The sequence below is a fragment of the Hyphomonas sp. genome (genome assembly GCF_022844445.1).
Taxonomy (GTDB): Bacteria; Pseudomonadota; Alphaproteobacteria; order Caulobacterales; family Hyphomonadaceae; genus Hyphomonas.
On record NZ_JALHLS010000010.1, the window covers coordinates 35,615 to 58,086 of the forward strand.

General features: G+C 64.1%; 27 protein-coding genes and 1 other RNA gene. 20 read left to right on the forward strand and 8 right to left on the reverse strand.

Annotated elements, in window-relative coordinates:
• Positions 1-167: 167 nt before the first annotated feature.
• Positions 168-848 carry an aquaporin Z gene (gene aqpZ, locus Q0C17_RS12070; RefSeq protein WP_291206505.1) on the forward strand — a complete coding sequence of 227 codons (681 nt, stop codon included), beginning with the start codon at positions 168-170 and terminating at the stop codon, positions 846-848.
• A 145-nt stretch (positions 849-993) separates the two neighbouring features.
• On the opposite strand, the gene Q0C17_RS12075 is transcribed toward aqpZ, so the two are convergent.
• Positions 994-1,665 (reverse strand): VUT family protein, encoded by a 672-nt coding sequence (locus Q0C17_RS12075; protein ID WP_291206508.1) that lies wholly within the window; start codon positions 1,663-1,665, stop codon positions 994-996.
• A gap of 161 nt (positions 1,666-1,826) precedes the next feature.
• Here Q0C17_RS12075 and Q0C17_RS12080 point away from each other — a divergent pair, with 161 nt between their 5' ends.
• Both Q0C17_RS12080 and Q0C17_RS12085 read left to right on the forward strand, forming a co-directional pair.
• Positions 1,827-2,357: a dihydrofolate reductase gene (locus Q0C17_RS12080; RefSeq protein ID WP_291206511.1), complete on the forward strand. Its 531-nt coding sequence runs from the start codon at positions 1,827-1,829 to the stop codon at positions 2,355-2,357.
• A gap of 81 nt (positions 2,358-2,438) precedes the next feature.
• The gene (locus Q0C17_RS12085; protein ID WP_291206514.1) at positions 2,439-3,359 is read left to right on the forward strand and encodes an SMP-30/gluconolactonase/LRE family protein; all 921 of its coding nucleotides are present in this window, start codon (positions 2,439-2,441) and stop codon (positions 3,357-3,359) included.
• 76 nt (positions 3,360-3,435) lie between these two features.
• Here Q0C17_RS12085 and Q0C17_RS12090 read toward each other — a convergent pair whose 3' ends face one another.
• From Q0C17_RS12090 to Q0C17_RS12100, 3 genes are all read right to left on the reverse strand, one after another.
• On the reverse strand, positions 3,436-4,149 hold the full coding sequence (locus Q0C17_RS12090) for a hypothetical protein (protein ID WP_291206517.1): 714 nt from the start codon (positions 4,147-4,149) through the stop codon (positions 3,436-3,438).
• A gap of 67 nt (positions 4,150-4,216) precedes the next feature.
• Entirely contained in the window at positions 4,217-4,426 is a 210-nt protein-coding gene (locus tag Q0C17_RS12095) for a hypothetical protein (RefSeq protein WP_291206519.1), read from the reverse strand.
• Between the two features lie 133 nt (positions 4,427-4,559).
• Positions 4,560-5,774: an Mrp/NBP35 family ATP-binding protein gene (locus Q0C17_RS12100; RefSeq protein ID WP_291206522.1), complete on the reverse strand. Its 1,215-nt coding sequence runs from the start codon at positions 5,772-5,774 to the stop codon at positions 4,560-4,562.
• A 178-nt stretch (positions 5,775-5,952) separates the two neighbouring features.
• On the opposite strand from Q0C17_RS12100, the gene hflK reads away from it, so the two are divergent.
• From hflK to Q0C17_RS12155, 11 genes are all read left to right on the forward strand, one after another.
• Complete coding sequence (hflK, locus tag Q0C17_RS12105) at positions 5,953-7,131, forward strand: FtsH protease activity modulator HflK (protein WP_291206525.1); 1,179 nt, start codon at positions 5,953-5,955, stop codon at positions 7,129-7,131.
• Complete coding sequence (locus Q0C17_RS12110; protein ID WP_291206528.1) at positions 7,131-8,027, forward strand: protease modulator HflC; 897 nt, start codon at positions 7,131-7,133, stop codon at positions 8,025-8,027. Before hflK ends, Q0C17_RS12110 begins: the two co-directional genes overlap by 1 nt.
• Positions 8,028-8,120: 93 nt before the next feature.
• Complete coding sequence (locus tag Q0C17_RS12115) at positions 8,121-8,321, forward strand: DUF2065 domain-containing protein (RefSeq protein WP_291206531.1); 201 nt, start codon at positions 8,121-8,123, stop codon at positions 8,319-8,321.
• Between the two features lie 88 nt (positions 8,322-8,409).
• Positions 8,410-9,861, forward strand: coding sequence for a Do family serine endopeptidase (locus tag Q0C17_RS12120; RefSeq protein ID WP_291206534.1), 1,452 nt, complete (start codon positions 8,410-8,412; stop codon positions 9,859-9,861).
• A gap of 64 nt (positions 9,862-9,925) precedes the next feature.
• Positions 9,926-10,303: a helix-turn-helix domain-containing protein gene (locus tag Q0C17_RS12125; RefSeq protein WP_291206537.1), complete on the forward strand. Its 378-nt coding sequence runs from the start codon at positions 9,926-9,928 to the stop codon at positions 10,301-10,303.
• Positions 10,300-11,337, forward strand: a complete 1,038-nt coding sequence (arsB, locus tag Q0C17_RS12130) for an ACR3 family arsenite efflux transporter (protein WP_291206539.1) — start codon at positions 10,300-10,302, stop codon at positions 11,335-11,337. The genes Q0C17_RS12125 and arsB overlap by 4 nt, the downstream gene beginning before the upstream one ends.
• Positions 11,334-11,759, forward strand: coding sequence for an arsenate reductase ArsC (locus Q0C17_RS12135; RefSeq protein WP_291206542.1), 426 nt, complete (start codon positions 11,334-11,336; stop codon positions 11,757-11,759). The genes arsB and Q0C17_RS12135 overlap by 4 nt, the downstream gene beginning before the upstream one ends.
• 2 nt (positions 11,760-11,761) lie before the next feature.
• A complete protein-coding gene (locus tag Q0C17_RS12140) occupies positions 11,762-12,163 on the forward strand; it encodes an OsmC family protein (RefSeq protein ID WP_291206544.1) in 402 nt (133 codons plus the stop codon).
• A 249-nt stretch (positions 12,164-12,412) separates the two neighbouring features.
• Positions 12,413-13,402: a calcium/sodium antiporter gene (locus Q0C17_RS12145; RefSeq protein WP_291206547.1), complete on the forward strand. Its 990-nt coding sequence runs from the start codon at positions 12,413-12,415 to the stop codon at positions 13,400-13,402.
• Positions 13,399-14,151: an SDR family oxidoreductase gene (locus Q0C17_RS12150; protein ID WP_291206550.1), complete on the forward strand. Its 753-nt coding sequence runs from the start codon at positions 13,399-13,401 to the stop codon at positions 14,149-14,151. Before Q0C17_RS12145 ends, Q0C17_RS12150 begins: the two co-directional genes overlap by 4 nt.
• Positions 14,152-14,161: 10 nt before the next feature.
• A complete protein-coding gene (locus tag Q0C17_RS12155; protein WP_291206553.1) occupies positions 14,162-15,196 on the forward strand; it encodes a beta-eliminating lyase-related protein in 1,035 nt (344 codons plus the stop codon).
• A gap of 127 nt (positions 15,197-15,323) precedes the next feature.
• Here Q0C17_RS12155 and rnpB read toward each other — a convergent pair.
• Positions 15,324-15,698: RNase P RNA component class A (rnpB, locus tag Q0C17_RS12160), an RNA gene on the reverse strand.
• A 393-nt stretch (positions 15,699-16,091) separates the two neighbouring features.
• Here rnpB and Q0C17_RS12165 point away from each other — a divergent pair.
• Positions 16,092-16,955, forward strand: a complete 864-nt coding sequence (locus Q0C17_RS12165) for a YhjD/YihY/BrkB family envelope integrity protein (protein WP_291206556.1) — start codon at positions 16,092-16,094, stop codon at positions 16,953-16,955.
• On the opposite strand, the gene Q0C17_RS12170 is transcribed toward Q0C17_RS12165, so the two are convergent.
• The 3 genes from Q0C17_RS12170 to Q0C17_RS12180 form a co-directional block, all read right to left on the reverse strand.
• Entirely contained in the window at positions 16,925-17,647 is a 723-nt protein-coding gene (locus Q0C17_RS12170) for an N-acetylmuramoyl-L-alanine amidase (protein ID WP_291206559.1), read from the reverse strand. The genes Q0C17_RS12165 and Q0C17_RS12170 overlap by 31 nt on opposite strands.
• Complete coding sequence (locus Q0C17_RS12175) at positions 17,647-18,549, reverse strand: DMT family transporter (RefSeq protein ID WP_291206562.1); 903 nt, start codon at positions 18,547-18,549, stop codon at positions 17,647-17,649. Before Q0C17_RS12175 ends, Q0C17_RS12170 begins: the two co-directional genes overlap by 1 nt.
• Before the next feature lie 66 nt (positions 18,550-18,615).
• Positions 18,616-19,482 carry an MBL fold metallo-hydrolase gene (locus Q0C17_RS12180; RefSeq protein ID WP_291206565.1) on the reverse strand — a complete coding sequence of 289 codons (867 nt, stop codon included), beginning with the start codon at positions 19,480-19,482 and terminating at the stop codon, positions 18,616-18,618.
• 76 nt (positions 19,483-19,558) lie between these two features.
• On the opposite strand from Q0C17_RS12180, the gene Q0C17_RS12185 reads away from it, so the two are divergent.
• The 5 genes from Q0C17_RS12185 to Q0C17_RS12205 all read left to right on the forward strand — a co-directional run bounded on the left by Q0C17_RS12185 (position 19,559) and on the right by Q0C17_RS12205 (position 22,471).
• Positions 19,559-19,873 carry a metalloregulator ArsR/SmtB family transcription factor gene (locus tag Q0C17_RS12185; RefSeq protein WP_291206567.1) on the forward strand — a complete coding sequence of 105 codons (315 nt, stop codon included), beginning with the start codon at positions 19,559-19,561 and terminating at the stop codon, positions 19,871-19,873.
• A gap of 4 nt (positions 19,874-19,877) precedes the next feature.
• Positions 19,878-20,204: a rhodanese-like domain-containing protein gene (locus Q0C17_RS12190; RefSeq protein ID WP_291206570.1), complete on the forward strand. Its 327-nt coding sequence runs from the start codon at positions 19,878-19,880 to the stop codon at positions 20,202-20,204.
• A gap of 9 nt (positions 20,205-20,213) precedes the next feature.
• Entirely contained in the window at positions 20,214-21,011 is a 798-nt protein-coding gene (locus Q0C17_RS12195) for a sulfite exporter TauE/SafE family protein (protein WP_291206573.1), read from the forward strand.
• Between the two features lie 114 nt (positions 21,012-21,125).
• A complete protein-coding gene (locus Q0C17_RS12200; RefSeq protein ID WP_291206576.1) occupies positions 21,126-21,845 on the forward strand; it encodes a hypothetical protein in 720 nt (239 codons plus the stop codon).
• Positions 21,845-22,471 (forward strand): class I SAM-dependent methyltransferase, encoded by a 627-nt coding sequence (locus Q0C17_RS12205; RefSeq protein WP_291206579.1) that lies wholly within the window; start codon positions 21,845-21,847, stop codon positions 22,469-22,471. The genes Q0C17_RS12200 and Q0C17_RS12205 overlap by 1 nt, the downstream gene beginning before the upstream one ends.
• The last annotated feature ends 1 nt before the right edge of the window (position 22,472 follow it).

Below are 22,472 nucleotides of genomic sequence, written 5' to 3' on the forward strand. Positions count from 1 at the left end.
TCCTCTCCGGTTGCGGGGTGCTCGGGCGTTATGTCTTGCCGCATCGGTTGCTTAAGGCAAGTCCGCCGGCGCTGCTTGCGGCGGCCCGCAAAGCCCGCCATGGTTGTGATCCGTGCCGAGGGGGACACGCAAGATCCGCCCCGTACGGATTTTTTTGGAGGCACCAAATGAAAGTCTTCGTCGCCGAGCTTCTCGGCACCTTTACCCTTGTCCTTCTGGGCTGCGGCTCGGCCGTGCTCGCCGGCGGCGAAGTCGGCCAGCTCGGCATCGCTTTCGCCTTCGGCCTGGCGATCATCGCGATGGCCTATGGCATCGGGCCCATCTCGGGCTGCCATGTGAACCCCGCGGTCAGCTTCGGCGCCTTTGTTGCCGGGCGCCTGCCGCTGAATGCCATGCTGCAATACTGGGCCGCCCAGTTCACCGGAGCCCTACTCGGCGCCGGCGTCCTCTACCTCATTGCCACCGGCAAGGCCGGCTATGACCTCGCTGCAAACGGCCTCGGCCAGAACGGATGGGGCGCGGGCTACCTCGGCGAATACAATCTTGTCTCCGCGCTCGCCTTCGAGATCGTCGCCACTTTCCTTTTCCTGGTGGTCATCCTCGGCAGCACGCAGAAGTCCGCCCCCGGCATGCTCGCCGGTCTAGCCATCGGCCTAACGCTAACCGTGATCCACATCGTCGGCATCCAGGTCACCGGCGTCTCGGTGAACCCGGCACGCAGCTTCGGCCCGGCGATCATCGTTGGCGGCGCAGCCATTTCGCAGCTCTGGCTATTCCTGATCGCTCCGCTGATCGGCGCGGCGCTGGCAGGTCTGTTGTTCAAGCAAAAGGTTCTCGAGACGGCATAATCCTCTCGCTACTTTCGGCGTGACCCTCGACAAGCTTCAGGGATCGAGGGTCACGTGACTTCTTCACCTCAACGCAGGGGTGGCTCAACGTGCCAAGCGCAGGCGCCCCGGCTTTTGTGCCGCGACCCGCGCCGAACATGTTCACCTAAGCTTCGCGCGGCGAAATCAGCCCGGCATCCTCGCGCCGCCGGATAACCGCCGATACAATCAGCGCGCCCACCATTTTGCCGACGACGAACACAACCCAGTTCCAGGGATGCAGCGAATTGCCGGGCTCCATCCCGAGCTCCATCTGCTTGGCGAGATCGGCGCCGTAAAGGAACACGGTCGTGTCCACCGGCGCCGCCACCGCGCTAGAAATCAGGATCCGCGTCGACAGGCGGTACTTGGTGAACGTAAAGATCAGCCAGTCCACGCCTTCGGAAATGGCGAACGCGATGCCGCTCGCCAGCGCAATCACCGGCCAGGCATAGAAGAACGACCAAGCCACTGCGATCGCCATCAGGATCAGCACACGGTGGCCCATCTCACGCTGTACGAAATCGCGGATTACGAACACCATGCCGGTCACCATCGTCATCGGATGCAGCGCGACGCCTTGCGGGAATACGGCATTCTCGCCGGGCGCCAGCACGCCGAATTCCGGGATGATGCCGAAGCTCCAGTTCAGGAACGGGATCAAGACCACATACAGCAGCGCCCACGCGCGCCCCTGCAGGAACCAGATGGCCGCAACTGTCAGCCCGAGCGCACCCAGCGCCGGGCCCAGCAGAGCGGGCTGTCCGTTCGTCAGTACGGAGGTAATATCAAAGCTCACAAGGCGCCCCTCCGTGTGCGGCAAATGCAGCCAATGCTGCGATTGCCGGTTGCACCGGGGTGGTGGCCGGGCGCATGACGCCCCACTTCTTACCCCTATAGTTAACGGCGCCAGGGATGGCGCATGCTGCTCCCATCCCGAGGCCGCCCGGAACCACCTCCATGATAGAACCCATCCGGCTCAGCCTCATTGTCGCCCAAGGCCGAAATAGAGTGATCGGCAGCGAAGGGCAATTGCCCTGGCGTCTGAAGGACGACCTTGCTCATTTCAAGCGCACCACGATGGGCGCGCCCGTTATCATGGGCCGCAAGACTTGGGAAAGTCTGCCGAAGCGCCCGTTGCCTGGCCGTCCAAACATCGTGATCAGCCGTGACTGGAACTATGACGCCGCAGAGGCGCGCGTCTACTCCAGCGTCTCGCCAGCCATCAACGCTGCCAAGGCGATGGCCCTGCGCGCCGGACAGCCGGAAGTCTTCATCATCGGCGGCGCGGCGATCTACGACCTCGCCCTGCCGTTGGCCGACCGGATCTACCTCACCGAAGTCGACGCCGAGCCCGAAGGCGACGCCTTCTTCCCCGCGATCGATACCGCCCGCTGGTCTGAATCCTCGGTCGTGCGTTTTGCGGCAGGGGAGGGCAACGACCATGCCTTCACGCTGCGCATCCTCGACCACGTCACCGCGCCCGCATGAGCTTGGCCTGACCCGGCGGGAGCGGTGGACGCTCCTGCACCACAGGCGTAGCCTTCCGGCCAGCGTATCCGGGAGGAAGACATGAAATTCGAAGTGGTTGGCTCAGGCCTCGGCTTTCCAGAAGGCCCTGTGGTCATGCAGGATGGATCGATCATCCTGGTCGAGATCAAGCTCGGCTGCATTACGCGCCTCTGGAACGGCAAGCGCGAAGTCATCGCTGCGCCCGGCGGCGGCCCGAACGGGCTTGCCATCGGCCCGGACGGCGCGCTCTATTGCTGCAACAATGGCGGTTTCGAGTATCACGAGGTCGCCGGCCTCACCGTTCCCGGCAACTGTCCGCCCGACTATTCTGGTGGCCGCATTGAGCGGATCGACCTCTCCACCGGTAAAGTCGAACGCCTCTATGACGCGGTGGACGGCAATCTGCTGCGCGGGCCGAACGACATCGTGTTCGACAAGGACGGCGGCTTCTATTTCACCGATCTCGGCAAGGGTTTTTCGCGCAACCGCGACCATGGCGGTGTCTATTACGCCAGGCCCGATGGCAGCCTGATCAAGGAAGTCGACTACCACCACATCTCGCCGAACGGTTGCGGCCTCTCGCCGGACGGCAAAACGCTCTACTTCGCCGACACGATGACCGCCCGCCTCTGGGCCTTCGCGCTCACCGGCCCTGGCGAATACACGCCTCACAAGCCGCCCTTTCTGCGCGGGCGCGTGATTGCGGGGCAGACGGAGCTTTGCTATTTCGACTCCCTCGCCGTCGCCGCCTCCGGAAACGTCTGTGTAGCGACAATCCTCAAGAATGGCGGCATGGGCGGCATTACGACCATCTCGCCGGACGGGGCCTCCAGCTTCACCGAAATAGCAGACCCCTTCGTCACCAACATCGCCTTCGGCGGCAAGGACATGCACGACGCTTGGATCTGCGCTTCCGGCACAGGTCAGTTGCTCAAGACAAGATGGCCCGAAGCCGGTCTGAAGCTGAACTATAACGCGTGACCCTCTTCGTCCCGTTCCCATCCTATGGGAGAGGGGCCGGGGCTGATGGGCTTGCTGCAAAATGAGCCGGCAGCGCCTAGGGCGCTACGCACGCTCCGCCCACTTGGCGGTAGGGCCGGTTGCACTGCCATCCGTCACCGGACGTCGTGAGGTGGGCAGATTTTGGCACGCTGATCTTGGCGCACGCCGCGCCCTTGGCCGCAAAGCCGCGCACGCAGGCCCAGCCTGTTCCGCTGGCGCTGTCGGTCAGGTAGGCATTCGCCGGCAACACGATCTTCAGGCAGGTCTTGCCTTCGGCTCGGAAACCGCGCTCACAGGCCCACCCGGTGCCATAGCTTGAGTTGGTGAGATAACCGTTCGCCGGCACCTTGATCGCCGCGCACTGCTGGCCCTCACGCACGAAGCCGCGTTCGCAGTCCCAGCGTGTGCCTGAGCCATCGAGGAATCCGTTCGCCGGTATCTTCACCGCCGCGCAGACGTCACCCGTGCGATCAAACCCGTAATTGCATTCCCAGCCCGCGCCATAGTTGCCGCCGGTCAAGTGGGCATTGGCGGGCACGGTCACCTTCGCGCAGGCACCGCCCGTTTCGCGGAAACCCTTGTCACAGGTCCAGCCGTTACCATAGGGTTTGGCCACCGAATTGGCGGGCGATCCGGAAACGGACGGTCCGGCCTGCGCAGATGCGGGCACTGCGACAAGTCCGGCGGATGCGATCAGGTATACGGCGCTGATCAGAAGGGCCGGTATACGCCGTAGCCAGCACAACAGGTGGGCGGCGTGCTTTATCATGTCTTCAGGACGCCCCAGCGATTGAGGATGCTGCAGGTCTGCCGAGTCTGTCCGGATGCGGATGGTCTCAGGCCTTCACCCGGGGCGTGCGGCCCGCAGAGCCTTCCGGCAGCATGCATTTCAGCACCCGCGGGGCCGACGGCGCGGCATAGCGCTTGCGCGGCGGCTCACGCGGTTCGGGAATAAGCGAAACGGCCACGGTTTGTATCATCGGCGCAGCATCAGCGTGGGCGACTTCGTCGATCGCGTCGAAGGTCTCAGATTTTTCGAGTGACATGGGGGCACGGCCTTTCCGGCGGGCGGACGCAAGCGTCGGTAGCGCTCCCTATGCGGCGTTTGTTCGAAACACGCAAGTCTTTGATTACATTTATATTTTTTGCAAGCAATATTCCCTGTCGAATCAGGGCGGCCTAATCCTCGAACACGATCTCAGGCGCCGGTTTGGTCACCAGCTGATCCAGCGCAATCGCCACATTCCGTGCCAGGTTCATGAATATTCCTGCCGCCGGACCATTCCCCAGGGCCGCCGGCAGGCCCGCGTCTCCGCCCTCGCGGATCGCCTGCAGCATCGGGATCTCTGCCAGAACCGGCAGGCCTAGCGCCGAGCCCGTCTTGCGCGCGCCGCCTTCCCCCATCAGGTACTGCTTTGCACCGGTTGAATCCTCGAACCAGCTCATCGTCTCGACGAGACCGATCACGGGCACATGCGTCTTGGCAAACATTGCCGCCCCGCGCCGCACATCGGCGAGCGCCACTTCCTGCGGCGTCGTCACAATGATCGCGGCTGTCACCGGTACCTTCTGTGCAATGGCCAGCTGCGCGTCGCCTGTGCCCGGCGGTGTGTCGATGATCAGGATGTCCAGCGGGTCTTCCCGCGTGCCCCATTCGGCATCGTTCAGCAGCTGCGTGATCGCCGACATCACGATTGGTCCGCGCCAGATCATCGGCGCGTCAGGGTCGGAGAGATAGCCGATCGAGAGTGTTTTCATGCCGTGCGCGTCCACCGGCACCAGTTTCTTTGCCGCCGAGGTTGCCGGCTCCGACGCCACGGTACCCAGCATCGTGGGGATCGACGGGCCGTAGATGTCGGCGTCCAACAAGCCCACGCGCATGCCCGCCTTCGCCATCGCGGCGGCAAGGTTCACCGCCACGGTGGATTTGCCGACGCCGCCCTTGGCGCTCGCCACCACCAGGATGCGGTCGATGCCCGGCACGGGTTTGAGCGCCTGCGCCGGGGCAGGGACGCCCTGGCTGATTGCCTCGTCTGAGAGGCGCGCGCCCTTGGTAACCCGTCTCAGGCCTGGTGCGGGCGGGGCGGGGGCGTGATTGTGCGGTTGCCCGGGTCCATGAGAATGGGCGGGCACCTGACTTGAGCCTCGGCCCGGCGCGCGCTCTGCCGTCAGCACGCTGCGCACCACGGTGATCCCCGGGATGCGGCCTGCATAATTTTCAGCTTCAATTCGCCGCGCCTCTGCCGTGCCGGCGTCGCCCCCGTCGGCGCGGATCACCAGCAGCGCCTTGCCGTCATCGTCGACGGTCACCGATTCCAGCCAATCTGCCCCGCCCAGTGCCTCCCGGATGGCCCCGGCCAGCTTTTCACGCGTCTTTTGCTTCGAGCCAAACATTGATCCCGGACCTCGGCCTGTAAACGATCTTAGCTGCGGCCTACTCGCGCTGAGGGCGAAACCGCAAGCATCCAGTTAAGAAGTTGCTTCATTTTCCCCTGTTAGACAGGTCGAATCGACGTGCAGACGTCTGAAGACGCCCTATATAGGCCCCAATCGAAGAATTCAGGAGGCGTTATTGCCCTGGGAAGAAAACAATAAAGGTTCCGGCCCATGGGGCGGCGGCGGCGGCGGGAAGGGCTCGGGCGGCGGTGAGGGCGGTTCGCCCTGGAACCGTCCCGGCAGCGGCGGCTCCGGAGGCGGTTCCGGCGGTGGTGGCGGCAAAAAGGACGAGTCGCCCGACCTCGAAGAACAGATGCGCCGGATGCAGGACCGGTTTCGCCAGCGACGCGGGGGCGGGGGCGGCGGCGGCCGGCGCAAGGGCGGCGGCGCGCAGATGCCGAACCTCGGCCCGCTCGGCCTGCTCGTCATCGGCGGCGTCGTGGTGCTTTCCTGGCTCTCCACTAGCATCGTCATCGTTGACCCGACCCAGCAGGCGGCCGTCTTCCGGTTCGGCAAATGGCAGACGAATTTTGGCCCCGGCCTTCATTTCCATCTTCCCGCGCCGATCGAGAGCCACACGCTGATCCCGGTCGAGCGCCGGATCGAGACGCGGCTCGGGGGCACGGCGGAAGAGAGCCTGATGCTGACGCAGGACGAAAACATCGTCGACATCCAGTTCTCGGTCTTTTGGAAGGTCGACACGGCCAATCCGGAAAACTTCCTGCTCAACGTGCGCGATCCCACGCTGACGGTCGAACAGGTCGCCGAGTCGGTGATGCGCGAAGTCGTCGGCAAGACCCGCCTCCAGAACATCATCACCACCGAGCGTGACACCGTCCAGCAGGCGGTTGCCGCGCAGACCCAGGCGCTGCTCAACGAGTATCGCACCGGTGTCGAGATCCTTTCGGTACAGATCGACAAGTCCGATCCACCGCAACAGGTGATCGAGGCGTTCAACGATGTGAACGTCGCTGAACAGGACGCCGAGACTAAGACCAACCAGGCCACCCAGTTCGCCAACGAGATCGTGCCTCAGGCGCGTGGTACTGCGCAGCGACTGCTACAGGAAGCCGAAGCCTACCGCGACCGCGTGATTGCGGACGCGGGCGGTGAAGCCTCCCGCTTCGACCAGATCTACGAGGAATACCGCAAAGCGCCCCGCGTGACCCGCGAGCGCATGTACCTCGAAACCATGGAACGCGTCCTTGGCCGCACGGACAAGATGATCCTTGACCAGGATTCCGGCGCCGTTCCCTACCTCCCGCTTGAGCGCACCCGCCGCCAAGCAACCCCACCGAACACGGGAGACCAATAATGCGCGCTTTTGGATGGCTCATTCTGGTCGTGTCCTTCCTTGGACTGATCATCGCCTCGAACGTTTTCTTTATCGTGCGCCAGTCGCAACAGGCCATCGTGCTCCAGGTCGGACGCCCGGTTGCCCTGATTAACGAGCCCGGTAAGGACGAAGCCGGCCTTCACATGAAAATACCGATCATCCAGCAGGTCGAGATCATCGACAAACGCAACCTCGGCCTCGACATTGAAGGCATCCAGGTTCTTGCTGCTGACCAGCGCCGCTTGCGCGTTGATGCCTTCGTCCGTTGGCGGATCAACGATCCGCTGCGCTACTATCAGCGTTTTCGCACCGAAGAAGCGGCTCGCTCACAGCTTGACCGCATCACCACCTCCGCCATCCGCGAAGTGCTGGGCGATGTGCCGGTCCCGGAAATCGTCTCTGGCCAGCGCGCCCAGCTGATGGGCCGCATCCGTCAGGGCGTGAATGCCGGCCTCGCCGCCGACGGTATCGACATCATCGACGTGCGCGTCCGTCAGGCCGACCTTCCGAACGAAGTCGCCGAAGGTGTCTACGAGCGCATGCGCACAGCCCGTCTGCAGGAAGCCCAACGCATCCGCTCGGAAGGGGAGGAGAAGGCCCGCCTGATCCGCGCCACCGCTGAGCGCGAGAAGACCGTTATCGAGGCCCAGGCCCGCGAACAGTCCTCCAAGATACGCGGTGAAGGCGATGCGAAAGCCTCGGAAACCTATGCCCTGGCCTACAACAAAGACCCGGAATTCTTCCGTTTCCAGCGCGCCCTAATCGCCTGTGAAGCGGCGATCCAGGAAGGCACGCAGGTCATCGTCGGCCCGAATTCGCTCGGCATCTGTGACCAGTTCTTCGACAGTGCCCGGTCCGCCGGCGCGCCGCGCTAGGCCAATGGCGGCGAACCTGGGAACCGGTCCTCGCCAATCTGCCCTATCCCCTCAGGGGCAGGAGCATCGCAAGGATGCTCCTGCCGCCTCCTGGTGAGCCTCATTTCCATCCTCCTTGCCGGCTTCGGGGTCTGGCTGCTGGTCGAGGGCGCCTTGTGCGCCCTTGCACCGGATTTCATGCGCGATCTTGCTTCCCGCATTTCCAACCTGCCTTCGCGTGACCTGATCGTGGCCGGTCTCGCCGTTTGCGTCGTCGGGGCCGGCCTCCTTTCCTTGGCAGTCCGCACCGCCTGAACCGGTTGCGCTCGGCCCCCAAAGCGCCATAGTCAAGCACCAATCGGACCTCAGAAAAGTTCCGAACCTGACCGGAGCGAACGCCGCCATGAACCACGCCGCACTCCTGGCGCTCACCCTGCTTGCCTTGCCCGCCATGGGCCTTGAGGCCGCCGCGCAGGGCAGCCTGTCCAAGCCCGCTACCGGCGTCGACATGAAGTCCGCGCCGTCGAGTTTCTCCGCCCTGTCGAAGCGCCTTATGCCGGCGGTGGTCAACATTTCCACCGAGACGGTCATAGCCTCCGGCATGCCCACTTTCCCGGAAGGCTCGCCAGCCGAACGTTTCAATGAATATTTCGGCCGTGACGGAGACGGATTCCAGCGCCAGGGATCGCTCGGCTCCGGATTCGTCATTTCCGCCGATGGCTACATCGTGACCAACAATCATGTGATCGAGAAAGCCGACACAATCACCATCACCTTCTCGGACGGGCGCGAACTTCAGGCCAAACTCGTCGGGCGCGACCGCGACACCGACATCGCCGTCCTCAAGGTCTCCTCGAGAACGCCGCTGCCTTTCGTCGAACTGGCCGACAGTGACAAAGCCGTGGTCGGTGACTGGGTCATCGCCATCGGCAACCCGCTCGGCTTCGGCGGCTCGGTTTCTGCCGGCATTATCTCGGCCACCGGCCGCGACCTCAACACGGGGCGGTCGGACAACTTCATCCAGACTGACGCCGCCATCAACCAGGGCAACTCCGGCGGCCCGCTGTTCAACCTTGCCGGTCAGGTCGTCGGCGTGAACACTGCCATCATCTCCCAGTCAGGCGGCTCCATCGGCCTCGGCTTCTCGGTGCCGTCCAACACGGTGAAGCGCATCTCGCAGGCGCTCATCAAAGAAGGCCGCGTGCGCCGTCCCTGGCTTGGCGTGAACGTGCAGGATGCCGACGCAAACCTCATCAAGGCCTACCGCGCCAAGGGTCTCAGCGGCGTCATCATCACCCGCGTCAGCGAGGACAGTCCAGCCGCCAAGGCAAAGCTGGAGGTTGGCGATCTGATCCTCACCATCGACGGCAAGTCAGTCATCGGCGTGCGTGAGATGACGCGTACCCTGTCTGAAAAGCCCATCGGCAAGCCGGTGAACCTCTCTATCGTGCGTGACGGCCGCTCGCGTGAGGTGGCTGTCACACTCACAGAGCTGAAGGAAGATGGCGATACGCCTGCCGCCGCCGCCCCGGACACCGCCGCCAGCTCCAATGATCTGGGAGCGGAGCTTGCTCCTGTCGATGATGACATGCGCCGCCGCTACGGGATTTCGAAGGATATCAGCGGCGTCGTCGTCACGTCGGTCAGCGCCCGGGGGCGCGCCTACAACAAGCTGCGCCGCGGCGATGTCATCGTCGAGGTGAACTTCAAGAGCGTCGCTTCGGTCACCGACACACTGGCCAAGGTCAAGGCCGGCCTCGCCACGCCGAACACGCCGATCCTCCTCCGCGTCAAACGACGCGGCGAAACCGGAGGCTGGTTCGACCAGTTCGTATCCATCGAGATCAAGTCCTGATAATCGCCGCAAAAGGCCGCGCGCGCCCTTGACGCGGGCTAAATATTTCGACATTCGTTGAAATATGGAATCAAAAGCCGCTATCGATCGCCTCTCTGCCCTTGCCCTGCCCGCGCGGCTGGACGTCTTCCGATTGCTCGTTCGCGCCGGCCCGCACGGCATTGCCGCCGGTGAGATTGCCGCAGAGTTAGGCCAGGCCCCCAATACACTGTCGGCCCAGCTGAACGTGCTTTCCGCCGCCGGCCTCATCCTCGGCACGCGCGACGGCCGCTCCATCCGCTATGCTGCGCAACCGCAAGCGCTCAGTGAACTGATCGTCTACCTGATGGAAGACTGCTGCGGCGGCCGCCCGGAAGTCTGCGCACCCGTCCAGGCCGCCGCTGCCCGCGCCGACTGCTGCCCGCCGGCCAAGCCCAAAGCCCGCCGCCCCGTTCGCGCATGAGCCTCTTTGAAAAATACCTCTCCGTCTGGGTCGGCCTTGCCCTTCTCGCGGGCCTCGCGCTCGGTCAGCTGTTTCCGGCCGCCTTCGGCGCGCTCGCCGCTTTCGAGTACGCCAACGTCAACTTCGCCGTTGCCCTGCTCATCTGGGCCATGGTCTGGCCCATGATGATCGGCATCGAGTTCGCGGGTATCCGCGGCGCCTTCGCAAAGCCGAAAGGCCTCGTCATCACGCTCGTCATCAACTGGCTGGTGAAGCCCTTTACGATGGCTCTGCTCGGCGTGCTTTTCTTCGAGCATGTCTTTGCAGGCCTGATCCCTGCGGGTGACGCAAAATCCTACATCGCCGGCCTCATTCTCCTCGGCGCTGCGCCTTGCACCGCCATGGTCTTCGTCTGGTCGCAGCTGACCAAAGGCGACCCCGCCTACACGCTCGCGCAGGTCGGCGTGAACGATGCCGTCATGGTCTTCGCCTTCGCGCCCATCGTCGCATTGCTGCTCGGCGTCGCCGAAATCGCAGTGCCCTGGCAAACACTGCTCCTGTCAGTTGGCCTCTATGTCATCATCCCGCTGATCGCCGGGATCCTCGCGCGCCGCTGGCTGATGGCGCGGGGCGGGCAGGGCGCCGTCGATACCTTCATGGCACGGATCAAACCTGTCTCCGTCATCGGCCTCATTGCCACGGTCATCCTCCTCTTCGGCTTCCAGGGCGGCGTCATCCTCGCCAATCCGCTCGTCATTGCCCTCATCGCGGTGCCCATCCTCATCCAGTCCTACGGCATCTTCGCCCTGGCTTACGCTGCCGCTTTCGCCTGGAAGGTGCCGCACCGAATCGCCGCGCCGTGCGCCTTGATCGGCACGTCGAACTTCTTCGAACTCGCCGTCGCCGTAGCGATCAGCCTCTTCGGCCTAAACTCCGGCGCCGCCCTCGCCACGGTCGTTGGCGTCCTCGTCGAGGTCCCGGTGATGCTGTCCCTCGTCGCCTTCGCCAATCGCACCCGCGCCAAGTTCGCCGCCTTCGAGACGGAGCCTGCATGAAACTCCTCTTCCTCTGTGTCGCCAATTCCGCCCGCAGCCAGATGGCCGAGGGCCTCGCCCGCCATCTGCTCGGCCCCGGCCACGAAGTCCTGTCCGCGGGCTCCGCCCCGACCAAGCCCAATCCCTATGCCATCGAAGCGATGGCCAACCGGGGTATCGACATCACCACCCACACGTCGAAATCCTTCACCTCGCTGGACGCCGCCGCCTTCGACTACGTGATCACGCTCTGCGCCGAGGAGATCTGCCCCTGGCTCCCCGGCAAGACCCAGCGCCTCCACTGGCCTATCGATGACCCCGCCAGCAGCGATCCCGCCCTGACGCCGGAAGACTTCCGCGCCCGTTTTGCCAGGGCCCGCGACGAGATCGAGGCCCGCATTGAAGCCTTTCGCCGCGAGCAGGCGGGGTCTAGGGTCTCCTGACCATGCTGGAATATTCGGTCACCGCCCGCAGGATTGACGCCCACGGCAGCGAAGCCCGCGCCGGTGAGGCAACCCTGGTGCTGGATACCGACCTTGCCGGCCGGCCGGATGCCTTCAACCCGGCGGAACTCTTCCTCGCCGCCATCGCAGCCTGCATTCTGAAAGGTATTGAGCGTGTCACGCCCTTGCTCGGGTTCAGCCTGACCGATGCGGAAGTTCGCCTGCGCGGCCAGCGCCAGGACGCGCCGCCGAAAATGGTCTCCGTCTCCTACGAGATCATCATCGACACGGACGAGACCGGCCCGCGTCTCGACCTGCTGCACAAGAACATCCGCAAATATGGCACCATCTCGAACACGGTGGCCGACGCGGTAAATCTCACGGGTACGATCCGGCGCCGATAGGAAAATGGGGCCTTCCCCAACGGCAGTGTATTGATCAAACAGATCCGGAAATGTGCCCCGGAGTGCCGATTGGGCTCGCCAAGCCGGTCAACGCACGCTAGGAGGGGGCAAAATCGCACTCTTTTCGGGCTGAGAGACACGTCATGATCCATCCTTCGCTCATCGCCATCGCCGCCATTGTCATCGTGTTCGGCATCCTGAACCTCATCGAGTTCAAACGCATCGACTGATCCTGCGAGGGCAGCTGCCATGCCCGATCCGTTCCTGCTTGCCACCCTTGTCGGCGGGCTCCTGCTTCTGGCCCTGGGCGGCGACCTTCTCGTCCGCGGCGCCGTCCGCGTCGCCCGCGCCCTCGGCGCCTCGCCCCTCATCGCCGGCATCTTCATCGTCGGCTTCGGCACGTCGCTCCCGGAAATCGTCGTCTCGGTCAATGCGGCCTTCTCCGGCAGCCCGGGTCTCGCCTTAGGCAACATCGTCGGCTCCAGCATTGCCAACGTCTTCCTTGTGCTGGCCATCCCTGCACTGATCTTTCCGGTCTTCGCCGGAGGCCCGGGGCAGGTGCGCGCCCTCTTCGCTACTTTGCTCGCCACCGCCCTCTGGATTGGCATGACCACGATCATGCCGCTGACCCCGCTGATGGGCATCTGCTTCCTGATGGTGCTCATCGGCTATACCGGCCTCAGCCTCTTTGCCGCCCGCCGCGATGAGGTCGCCGGCAAGCCCACCGGTGTTCGCGAACATGAACCCGAAGGCCCGCCCCTCTGGCGCGCGCTGATCTATGTGCCGGTCGGCATTGCCGGCCTCGTCTATGCCTCCACGCTGATCGTCAGCGGCGCCGACGGTCTCGCCCGCGCAATCGGCGTTCCGCAGGAGTATATCGGCCTCACGCTGCTCGCTGTCGGCACCTCGTTGCCCGAGATTGGCGCCTCTGTCGCCGCCGCTGCCCGCAAGCGCGGCGATGTCCTCGTCGGCAATATCCTTGGCTCCAACATCATCAACATCCTCGGCGCCGGCGGCATCGTCGCCATGAGCGGCACGGTCGAACTCGCGCCGCTGTTCCACGCTTATGACCACTGGGTCATGGGTTTCGCTGCGATCGTGCTCGCGCTACTGATCCTCACCAAAGCGAAGATCGGCCGACTTCTCGGGCTGCTTCTGCTCCTCCTCTACGCGATGTACATCTACGGCCTCGTGGGCGGCGTCAGCCTGCTCGGCCTGTACGAAGTGATCGCCGGATGACACCTGGAGCCGCGCTTGTCACCGGCGCCGGCGCGCGCCTTGGCCGAGCGATGGCCGAGGCCCTGGGTGCCGATGGCTGGGCCGTGTGCGTCCACTATCGTGGGTCGAAAGCCGAGGCCGAAGCCACCGCCGCTGCCATCCGTCGGTCCGGCGGGCGCGCCGAAATCCTCAGCGCCGACCTCGCCGACGAAGCCTCCCGCGACGGCCTCCTCGCCGAAGCCGCCCGCCGCCTTGGCCGTCCCGTCACGCTTCTCGTCAACTCCGCCGCCACGTTCGCAGATGATACCGCCACGGAGCATTCCCGCGCAGACTGGGACCACCATATCGAGCCGAACCTGCGCGCGCCCGTCCACCTCGCTCAGCAATTCGCCGGGCAGCTGCCGCCCGGCGAGAAGGGCCTCATCGTCAACCTGATCGACCAGCGCGTCTGGAAACTCACCCCGCAATTCTTCACCTATACCCTGTCCAAGGCCGCGCTCTGGTCGGCCACGCAAACCCTCGCCCAGGCACTCGCGCCCAACATCCGCGTCAACGCCATCGGCCCCGGTCCAACGCTCGCGAACGTCCACCAGTCGCCGGAAGCCTTCGCCGCCGAGCAGGCGGCCACCCTCACTGGCGAAGGCGCCAGCCCCGCCGAAATCGCCCGCGCCCTTCGCTATCTCGTCGCCGCCACTAGCGTAACCGGCCAGATGATCGCCTGCGACGGCGGCCAGCACCTGATGTGGCAAACCCCCGACACTGCCGTCTGAAAGGCCTCCCGTGAACTTTGGTTCCGACACCACCGCGCCCGCGCACCCACTGGTTCTCGAAGCCCTTGCCCGTGTGAACAGCGGCGCCGAGCCGAGCTATGGCGACGATTCCGGTGCGGTCCGGGTACGCGCCCTCCTTGCACGGACCTTCGAGACAGATGACTTCGATTTCTGGCTCGTCGCTTCCGGCACTGCGGCAAATGCGTTGGCGCTGTCCTGTTTCTGCCCGCCACACGCGTCAATTCTCTGCCACCATGAAGCGCACATCCAGATGGACGAGCGCGGCGCCCCGGAATTCTTTACAGGCGGCGGCCGCCTCCACCTGTTGCCAGGCGAAGGCGCAAAGATCGACTTCAAGGCGTTCAAGGACTATCTCGACTATTTCGATCCGCAATTCGTCCACGCGACACCTCCCGCCGCCGTCTCGCTGACCAATCTCACCGAATGCGGCATGTCCTACACGCCGGACGAGATCGCCCGCTTCGCGCAGCGCGCCCGCGCCGCAAGCCTGGCCGTGCACCTCGACGGCGCCCGCCTCGGCAACGCCCTTGTCCGCACCGGCGCCAGCCCCGCCGAGATGACCTGGAAAGCCGGCGTCGATGTCCTCTCCCTCGGCCTCACCAAGACCGGTGCCATGGGCTGCGAGATCATCGTGCTGTTCGGCAAGGCCCGTGAACGGTTCCAGGAACTCCGTATACGTGCAAAGCGCGCTGGCCACATGCCTGCCAAGATGCGTTACCTCTCCGCCCAGGCCGAAGCCATGCTCGACGGGGGTATCTGGCTGGAACTCGCCGCCCACGCCAACCGAAAGGCCGGCGAACTCGCCGTCGTCTTCGCGGACAGGGGTCTTGAACTCGCCTGGCCGGTCGAAGGCAATGAGGTCTTTGTTTTCCTTCCGGAGTATGACGAGAACATCCTGAAGGAAGACGGCGCCCGCTTCTATGCCTGGCCCGGCGGCTCAAGCCGCTTCGTCTGCTCATGGGCCACAACCGACGCCGATATCGCCGCGCTGCGCGCCGCGCTGAGCCAGCTTAAGCGCCGGTGAAGGCTCCGATTATCCAGTCTTCGAGCTAGGCGGCGATCTTTGGCCTGTCGATTGGCGGATCCGTGCGTCCGGTGAGTAACTCCGGATGCACGCCGAACATCAGCAATGGCGCCGCCGCGGCGTATTGTGGACCAGAAAGCCTGTAAGCCGGGTTCTGTTCGCCCCTTGCGGGGTCTGGCAGCCATTCCTCTGGGACGTTCATTGCTGAACGCCTCGCGCGACACACCCGGGACACGGGCATAAGACAGCCCATATGTGCCCCCTACTTGGTCTTGCTCCGGGCGGGGTTTGCCTTGCCAGCCCTGTTGCCAGGCCTGCGGTGGGCTCTTACCCCACCCTTTCACCCTTTCCTTTTGGCTGAAGCCGCAAGGTGGTTTGCTTTCTGTGGCACTTTCCCTCGGCTTGCGCCGGGCGGCCGTTAGCCGTCGCCCTGTCTTGTTGGAGCCCGGACTTTCCTCCAGCACGCAGTTACCCGCGTACCAGCGGCCGCCCGGCTTTCTGGTCCGTCGATGACTATATCCCCTCCCAACCCGCGGGGGAAGGGTGCCTGCCCCGCGCTGCGTTCGCGCGCTTGTCCCGGCGATCCATCCGGGCGCCGGAAACCGGTGCAGGGAAGCGCACGAAGGCCTGGCTCCGGAGGTCTTTACCGCCCGCCACCGCAACTTTTTTCCTGCGCCCTGCCGTGCCGGTCGGCCCGCGCGGGGCCGGGCCCGCCGCCGCTGCCGCGCTGCTTCCACAATCGCACACCTCGCGGGCTCACTGATATGATTGACCATCTCGCTGCGCCCGATAGGTCCTAGAGCTGCGCGCCACAGGTGGGATCCGGCTAACAATTCGGTAAACCCGCCCTGCGTCCTTTGCGGGCAACGCGCGCGCATGCCAGAAAGGTCTCCGCATGCAGATTGAATGGCGTACCGACATTCTCGAACCCGCGCGGCGGGCCGTCATCCGCCTCTTCCGGCCGGATGTGCGTATCGTCACGGGCGGTATTGCCTTCTATGCGCTGTTCTCGATCTTCCCGCTGATCTATCTGACGCTGACCCTGCTGACGATCTTCCTGCCGCCGGACCTCGCCGCACAGCTCTCCACGCCGATCAGCAATTTCTTCAGTGACAGTGTCGAATCCCTCTCGCCCGACGAAGTTGGTCTCATACGGAGCCTGACTCCTGCGGGTCTCAGCCTGCGCGCCTTCGTAGCGGTCATCCTTGTGCTGATTACCGCCACGTCCGGCGCCAAGGCTGCGATCACCGGAATCCAGATGATCGCAGGCACGACCGGACGCACACGCTTCGCGAAGTTTCAAGGGATTTCGCTGCTTCTCACGGGATCGCTGGTTTTGCTGGTCTGGCTGCTCGGCGCACTGCAGCTCTTGGTCACGGTGGTGAATGCCGAAGGCGGCTACCAGATCGCACGCTTCGCCGGTGAAATCGCGACGCTCGCCGACACGCTCTGGATCTCCAAGGCGGTCGCGGGCTTTGCTATCTTTTACCTGATCCTGACGCTCAGCTTGCGCGGCCATGTCAACAAAGGAACCCGTGCCATCGCGGCTGGCGCGGCAGCCGGTGCGGTCGCCTTCATCTTCGTCACCTTCCTGTTCCAGCTTTACCTGAATTATTCCGTGCTCGGAACGCTCTACGGCGCGCTCGCGTCGCTGATCCTCGGCTTCATCTGGCTCTCGGCATCGGTGATGTCGCTGCTGCTCGGCGCGGCGCTCGCCGCCGAATGGTCTCAGGCCTGGGGCGAGGACGCCGCCGAATAGGCGTCGGCCACCTGGGCGAGGCGCCTCAGCGTTCTCGCGTCCGCCATGCCGGTCACGGCGTCTGGCATGAACCGGCGCTGAAAGGCGCGAAGGGCCGCCGGCACATCGCCGATCGCGTAGCCGATGGAGGCCAGTTGCCGGTTCAGTCCGCCTGGATCGCCGCCCATCCAGACGCATCCCGCGCCGGTCGCTTCCGACGGCCAGAGGCCGAGGCCGGCTTCTGCGAGCTGTTCCCAGGGAAAATGCTCGCCCGGATCAATTTTGCGCAGGGGTGCGATGTCGGAATGGCCGACAATGCGAACCGGAGGAATCCCATGGCGCTGCACGATCTGTTTCGACAGGTCGATCACCGCCGAAATCTGGTCTGCCGGATAGGGTGGCAGGCCGCCGCCGGGAAGGGGGCAATCATGGCCGCCATTGACGATCTCGATGCCGACCGACCGAGAGTTGAGGTCATCATCGCCGTTCCAGCTCGAAACACCCGCATGCCAGGCTCGCCGGTCCTCGCTGACCAGCCGGGACACCCGGCCGTCTTCCCACACCATATAGTGCGCCGAAACCTTCGCTTCCGGGTCCCGCATCCGATCAAGCGCCGCCTGGCCAGATTCCATGCCGGTATAATGGAGCACCAGAAGGTCCACCTTGAACCGGCGCTCATCGTGATTGGGGCTCGGCGTCTCGTCGAGGCGCATCAGGAATCTCCCGAAGCGAACTTCTTCCCGAGGGCCGCTTCCGGCAACACGGTATTCGGCCTGACTGCAATGAGGAAGACCCCGGCGAGCGAAACCGCCCCGCCGATGACCAGTTTCCAGGTGAAAGGCTCGTTTAGCAGGGTTACGCCGAAGAGGACGCCCCAGAGCGGCGTCATCAGGGTCAGGGGCGAGAGGAGCGAAACATCGTGACGCTTAAGCAGGGTATAGAAGGCCGAGTGCGCAAAGATCGACACGCCGACAATCGCGAACAGGCTGGCCAGCCAAACCTGCCAGCCGCCTGCCATATAGGCTTCAACCTGTCCTGTCTCGAGAATGGCAGAGATCGCGAACAGGGGCGCGAAGCTGAACAGACCTACCCAGGCAGATAGGTTCAGCGGGTTCATCTCCGGCATGCGTTTCATCACGATCCCGCCGGCCGAACCGAGCACGGCGGCGAAGAAGATCAGCAGCAGGCCGAAGGAGAGGCTGAAGGAAGTCGGGTCGAACGCTATGACGACGACGCCTGCGAAGGCGAGCGAAATGCCAAGGGCGCGGCGCCAGCCAATCTTCTCGCCGAGGAAGACCATGCTCATGATCGTCGACATCGGCACGCCGAGTTGCCCGGTCACGGCCGCCGCCGAGACATCCGCGTTTGCGAGGCCCACGAACAACAGGCCAAAGTTCAGGCAGCCGATCAGCATGGCGATCAGGAACAGCGTGCCGAGATTCTTCGGCACAGGCCGAAGGAACGGAATCAGGAACACTGCCACGCCGAGAAAACGGATCGCCGCAAAGAACAGCGGCGGCACGCTGAAATCGGACACGACCCAGCGTGTCAACACGAGGTTCACGCCCCACACGAAGCAGATAAGAAACAGAAGGCCGAAGTCACGCAAAGACATGCTTCGGCCCTATCAGTCTTTTCCCGGCCCGGGCAGGGGGTACGCCGCGAGAAGCGGGCAGGGGAGCTATGCAGCTCCGAGCCGGTTCACGGGAACCTTGAGGTACACCTGCCCGTCTGCCTCCGCCGGAGGCAGCGCCCCCGCGCGGATATTGACCTGCAACGACGGCAGGATGAGGCGCGGCGCAGCCAGCGTTTTGTCCCGCGCTTCCCGCATTTCCACGAAGTCGTCTTCGCTCACGCCGTCGCGCACGTGGACGTTCCGGGCGCGCTCCTCGGCCACTGTCGTCTCCCAAGAAAAGGTGTCGCGGGACTGCGGCAGGTAATCATGACCGACAAAAATCCGCGTCTCCGGCGGCAGGGTCAGGATCTTGCGGATGGACCTGTAGAGCGTCGCAGCGTCCCCGCCCGGAAAATCGGCGCGAGCGGTGCCATAGTCCGGCATGAACAGCGTGTCGCCGACGAAGGCCATGCCATCGATCAGGTAAGTCACGCAGGCCGGCGTATGGCCGGGCGTATGCAGGACGCCAATCTCGAGATCGCCGAGCGGGAGTGTGTCGCCGTCGTTCAACAACACGTCGAACACATGCCCGTCCGGGGAGTCGGCGCTTGCGCCGAACAAGGGCAGGAAGGCTTTCTGCACCTGGGTGATGTGAGCCCCGATGCCGAGTTTCGCGCCGGTTTTGCGGCGCAGGTAATCGGCGCCGGAAAGGTGGTCTGCATGCGCATGCGTGTCGAGGATCCAGTCGATCCTCAGACCCTCCTCTACCGCCGCATCCGTAACGGCGTCTGCCGAGGCAGTGCTGAGGCGGCCGGTATTGGGCTCAAAATCCAGCACCGGATCGATGATCGCCGCGGCCCGAGTGGCTGGGTCCCAGACCAGATACGTTACCGTATTTGTGGCAACGTCGAAGAAAGCCTTGAGGTTCGCCAAGGGGCGTCTCCTTTCAATGTTGTGGCTGTTATATATAATGGCTTGCTAAATTAGCAATACCTAATATATTGAAGCCATGAAACAGATGAACCTTGATCCCGCCTTGTTCCGCGATCGTGCCGGAGATGCTGCCAGGCTGCTTCGGACCATGTCCAGCGAGCACCGCCTGATGATCCTCTGCCGCCTCGGCAACGGGGAACTGTCAGCCGGTGACCTGCTGGCCGGAACCACGTTGTCGCAATCGGCCCTGTCGCAGCACCTTGCCGTGCTGCGGGAAGACGGCCTCGTCGCCACGCGCCGGGCGGGCCTGAACATCTTCTACCGGATAGCGGACCCCTCCGCGCTCCGCGTCATCGAAACGCTGGCAGCGATCTTCTGCCCTGAGGAGTGAAAGCATGAGTACACTGACAAAAATCAAAGCCGCCGCCGTTGCTGAAGGCCTGAAGACGGGACGGTATCACCTGATCGATATCCGCGAGGCGGATGAGCACGCACGTGAACACATTCCCGGCGCTGTGCTCATTCCCCTGTCGAGCCTCGAAGCTGCCGACGTGAAGATCGAAGCCGGCCGCACGGCGGTGTTCCACTGCAAGTCGGGCATGCGGACCGAGATGAACTGCGACCGCCTCGCTGAGCGCGTTGACGGTGATGCGCTCGTGCTCGAAGGCGGGCTTGATGCCTGGAAGCGGGCCGGACTACCGGTCGCCGGCAGCGCCAGGTAAGCCGGGCGCATGATCGAACTCACCACCTCCGTGATCCTGACCGCGCTGCTCAGCGGCGCCGTCATCGGCCTTTTCCTCGGTACGTTCGGGGGCGGGGGCTCGGTGCTGGCCGCGCCGCTGCTGCTGTATGCTGTCGGCGTCACCGATCCGCACCTTGCGATCGGCACATCCGCAGCAGCCGTCGCGGCCATCGCGCTCGTCAGCCTCACCGGCCACTGGCGTGCGGGGCGTGTGAAATGGCCTTGCGCCACCGTTTTCGCGGTCGCCGGAATCATCGGTTCACTGATCGGTTCGACACTGGCGCTGCGCGTGGACGGTGACGTCCTCTTGTTCGCCTTTGCCTTCGCGATGGCGGCGATCGGCCTGTCGATGCTGCGCCGCCCCAAAAGCGAAGGCGACCCGGATGTGCACATCACGCCGAAAATCATGGCGCGCATCGCGCCGATGGGCCTCGGTGTCGGCGGCGCGGCCGGCTTCTTTGGCATCGGCGGCGGTTTCCTCATCGTGCCCGGCCTGATGATGGCTACCGGCATGACGCTGGCGAATGCGGTGGCGTCCTCGCTGGTCTCGGTCGCGGTCTTCGGGGCGGCGACAGCGGCAAATTACGCGGTCCACGGCGAAGTGGACTTCCCGCTGGTGGGCTTGCTGCTTGCCGGCGGGGCGGTGGGAGGGAGCCTCGGCATCCTCCTGTCGCGGGCGCTGGCAACCCGGGTGCGTGTGGCGCGTTCTGCCTTTGCTATCCTAATTGTCATCGTGGCGGTCTATGTCGGGTGGAAAGCCGCTGGGGCGCTGGGCTGGACGGGTTGAGACAAACGCAGCATCCTCTGCGCATGGTTGCTAATTCCGCCGCAAAGGGCTGATATAAGCGCCAAGGTGGGTTGACGGGCCGCATCTGCATGCGTGCCAACTGGGAGAAAAGGGATGAGCCTTATCTGGTGGATTTTGCCGTCGATTGCGGGTGTTCTGGGCCTGATTCTCTTGTTCGCGGGCTTCGCGAAGATGGCGGGGCTGAAGCCCTTCGCCGGGGTTGCGCGCCTGGCCTTCGGATCGGGCTTTCTCGGCCTTGCCGGCGTGATCGCCTTCGCGGGCCTCAATATCCAGACCTACAAGCGCCTTACCTATGAGCGCCCGGTCGCCACCGTAAAATTCACCGCCATGCCGGACCAGGCCGACGCCTACCGGGCAGACGTTGTCTTCTCGGATGGCGAGGTTCTGCTGCAGGCGGATGGCACGGCGCCCGTGTTCCGCGGCAATGAATGGCAGATCGGTGCCAAGGTCATCAAGTTCAAGCCAATGGCCAATATCCTCGGCTATGATTCGATCTACCGGCTGGAGCATATGCGCTCGCTGGATGCGATGCAGTTTTCTTCCGATGTGGTGACTGAAGGCAAGATCGACGGGCTAAAGATCGTCACCGATGAGCCGGGCCTCGATGTCGGCGCGATGGCGCAGAAGTATGGCTCGCGCTTCGGCATCGATGCCGAGTATGGCTCGGCGACCTACCAGCCGATGGGCGACGGGTTCGAGTATGAAGTCTCGATTTCACAGGACGCCCTGATCGCCCGCCCAAGTGAGGCGACGAAGTCGAAGATTCAGAGCGGTGCCTATCCGGGCTTCCAGCCGATCAAAGGATCGAACTGATGAATCCCTGGGAGCGGTATGTTGTTCCGAACCTGATCTCGTGCGCGTGTTCCTCGCGCCCGATCATGAAGCAGCGCGCGAAGGTTGTTCCGAAGGCGGACGGCGTGGTGTTGGAGCTCGGTTGCGGCTCGGGCACGAACTTCGCCATGTATGATGCGGGCAAGGTGTCAAAACTCTATGCGCTGGAGCCGGCGCCAGGCATGATCGTCAAGGCGAAGCGGACTGCTGGCGAGCTTGGCATCGGCAAAAGTATCGAGTTCCTGGAGACGGGCGCCGAAAATATCCCGCTCCCGGACAAATCGGTCGATACGGCAATGATCACTTTCGTGCTCTGCACGATTCCGGACTGGAAAAGCGCGCTGGCCGAAACACGCCGCGTGCTGAAGCCGGGTGGAAAGGTGTTGTTCACCGAACATGGCCTGGCGCCGGATGAAGGCATCGCCAAGTGGCAGCGCCGGGTGGAGCCCGTGTGGAAAGCGATTGCGGGCGGTTGCCACCTGACGCGGAACACGACCGGCATGCTGCATGAATGCGGCTTTGCCTGTGAAGACACCGAGACGATGTACCTGCCGAACACGCCGAAGATCGCCGGCTTCGTCAGCTGGGGTTCGGCGCGCGTTGCGTGAG

Coding starts and splice junctions, on each gene's coding strand:
- Q0C17_RS12190 (WP_291206570.1), top strand. CDS start 19,878: ATGAGTACACTGACAAAAATCAAAGCCGCCGCCGTTGCTGAAGGCCTG.
- Q0C17_RS12165 (WP_291206556.1), top strand. CDS start 16,092: ATGCAGATTGAATGGCGTACCGACATTCTCGAACCCGCGCGGCGGGCC.
- Q0C17_RS12185 (WP_291206567.1), top strand. CDS start 19,559: ATGAAACAGATGAACCTTGATCCCGCCTTGTTCCGCGATCGTGCCGGA.
- Q0C17_RS12145 (WP_291206547.1), top strand. CDS start 12,413: ATGCCCGATCCGTTCCTGCTTGCCACCCTTGTCGGCGGGCTCCTGCTT.
- Q0C17_RS12095 (WP_291206519.1), bottom strand. CDS start 4,426: ATGTCACTCGAAAAATCTGAGACCTTCGACGCGATCGACGAAGTCGCC.
- Q0C17_RS12125 (WP_291206537.1), top strand. CDS start 9,926: ATGGAATCAAAAGCCGCTATCGATCGCCTCTCTGCCCTTGCCCTGCCC.
- Q0C17_RS12170 (WP_291206559.1), bottom strand. CDS start 17,647: ATGCGCCTCGACGAGACGCCGAGCCCCAATCACGATGAGCGCCGGTTC.
- Q0C17_RS12090 (WP_291206517.1), bottom strand. CDS start 4,149: ATGATAAAGCACGCCGCCCACCTGTTGTGCTGGCTACGGCGTATACCG.
- Q0C17_RS12110 (WP_291206528.1), top strand. CDS start 7,131: ATGCGCGCTTTTGGATGGCTCATTCTGGTCGTGTCCTTCCTTGGACTG.
- arsB (WP_291206539.1), top strand. CDS start 10,300: ATGAGCCTCTTTGAAAAATACCTCTCCGTCTGGGTCGGCCTTGCCCTT.
- Q0C17_RS12080 (WP_291206511.1), top strand. CDS start 1,827: ATGATAGAACCCATCCGGCTCAGCCTCATTGTCGCCCAAGGCCGAAAT.
- Q0C17_RS12120 (WP_291206534.1), top strand. CDS start 8,410: ATGAACCACGCCGCACTCCTGGCGCTCACCCTGCTTGCCTTGCCCGCC.
- aqpZ (WP_291206505.1), top strand. CDS start 168: ATGAAAGTCTTCGTCGCCGAGCTTCTCGGCACCTTTACCCTTGTCCTT.
- Q0C17_RS12100 (WP_291206522.1), bottom strand. CDS start 5,774: ATGTTTGGCTCGAAGCAAAAGACGCGTGAAAAGCTGGCCGGGGCCATC.
- Q0C17_RS12205 (WP_291206579.1), top strand. CDS start 21,845: ATGAATCCCTGGGAGCGGTATGTTGTTCCGAACCTGATCTCGTGCGCG.
- Q0C17_RS12135 (WP_291206542.1), top strand. CDS start 11,334: ATGAAACTCCTCTTCCTCTGTGTCGCCAATTCCGCCCGCAGCCAGATG.
- Q0C17_RS12150 (WP_291206550.1), top strand. CDS start 13,399: ATGACACCTGGAGCCGCGCTTGTCACCGGCGCCGGCGCGCGCCTTGGC.
- Q0C17_RS12175 (WP_291206562.1), bottom strand. CDS start 18,549: ATGTCTTTGCGTGACTTCGGCCTTCTGTTTCTTATCTGCTTCGTGTGG.
- Q0C17_RS12085 (WP_291206514.1), top strand. CDS start 2,439: ATGAAATTCGAAGTGGTTGGCTCAGGCCTCGGCTTTCCAGAAGGCCCT.
- Q0C17_RS12195 (WP_291206573.1), top strand. CDS start 20,214: ATGATCGAACTCACCACCTCCGTGATCCTGACCGCGCTGCTCAGCGGC.
- Q0C17_RS12200 (WP_291206576.1), top strand. CDS start 21,126: ATGAGCCTTATCTGGTGGATTTTGCCGTCGATTGCGGGTGTTCTGGGC.
- Q0C17_RS12140 (WP_291206544.1), top strand. CDS start 11,762: ATGCTGGAATATTCGGTCACCGCCCGCAGGATTGACGCCCACGGCAGC.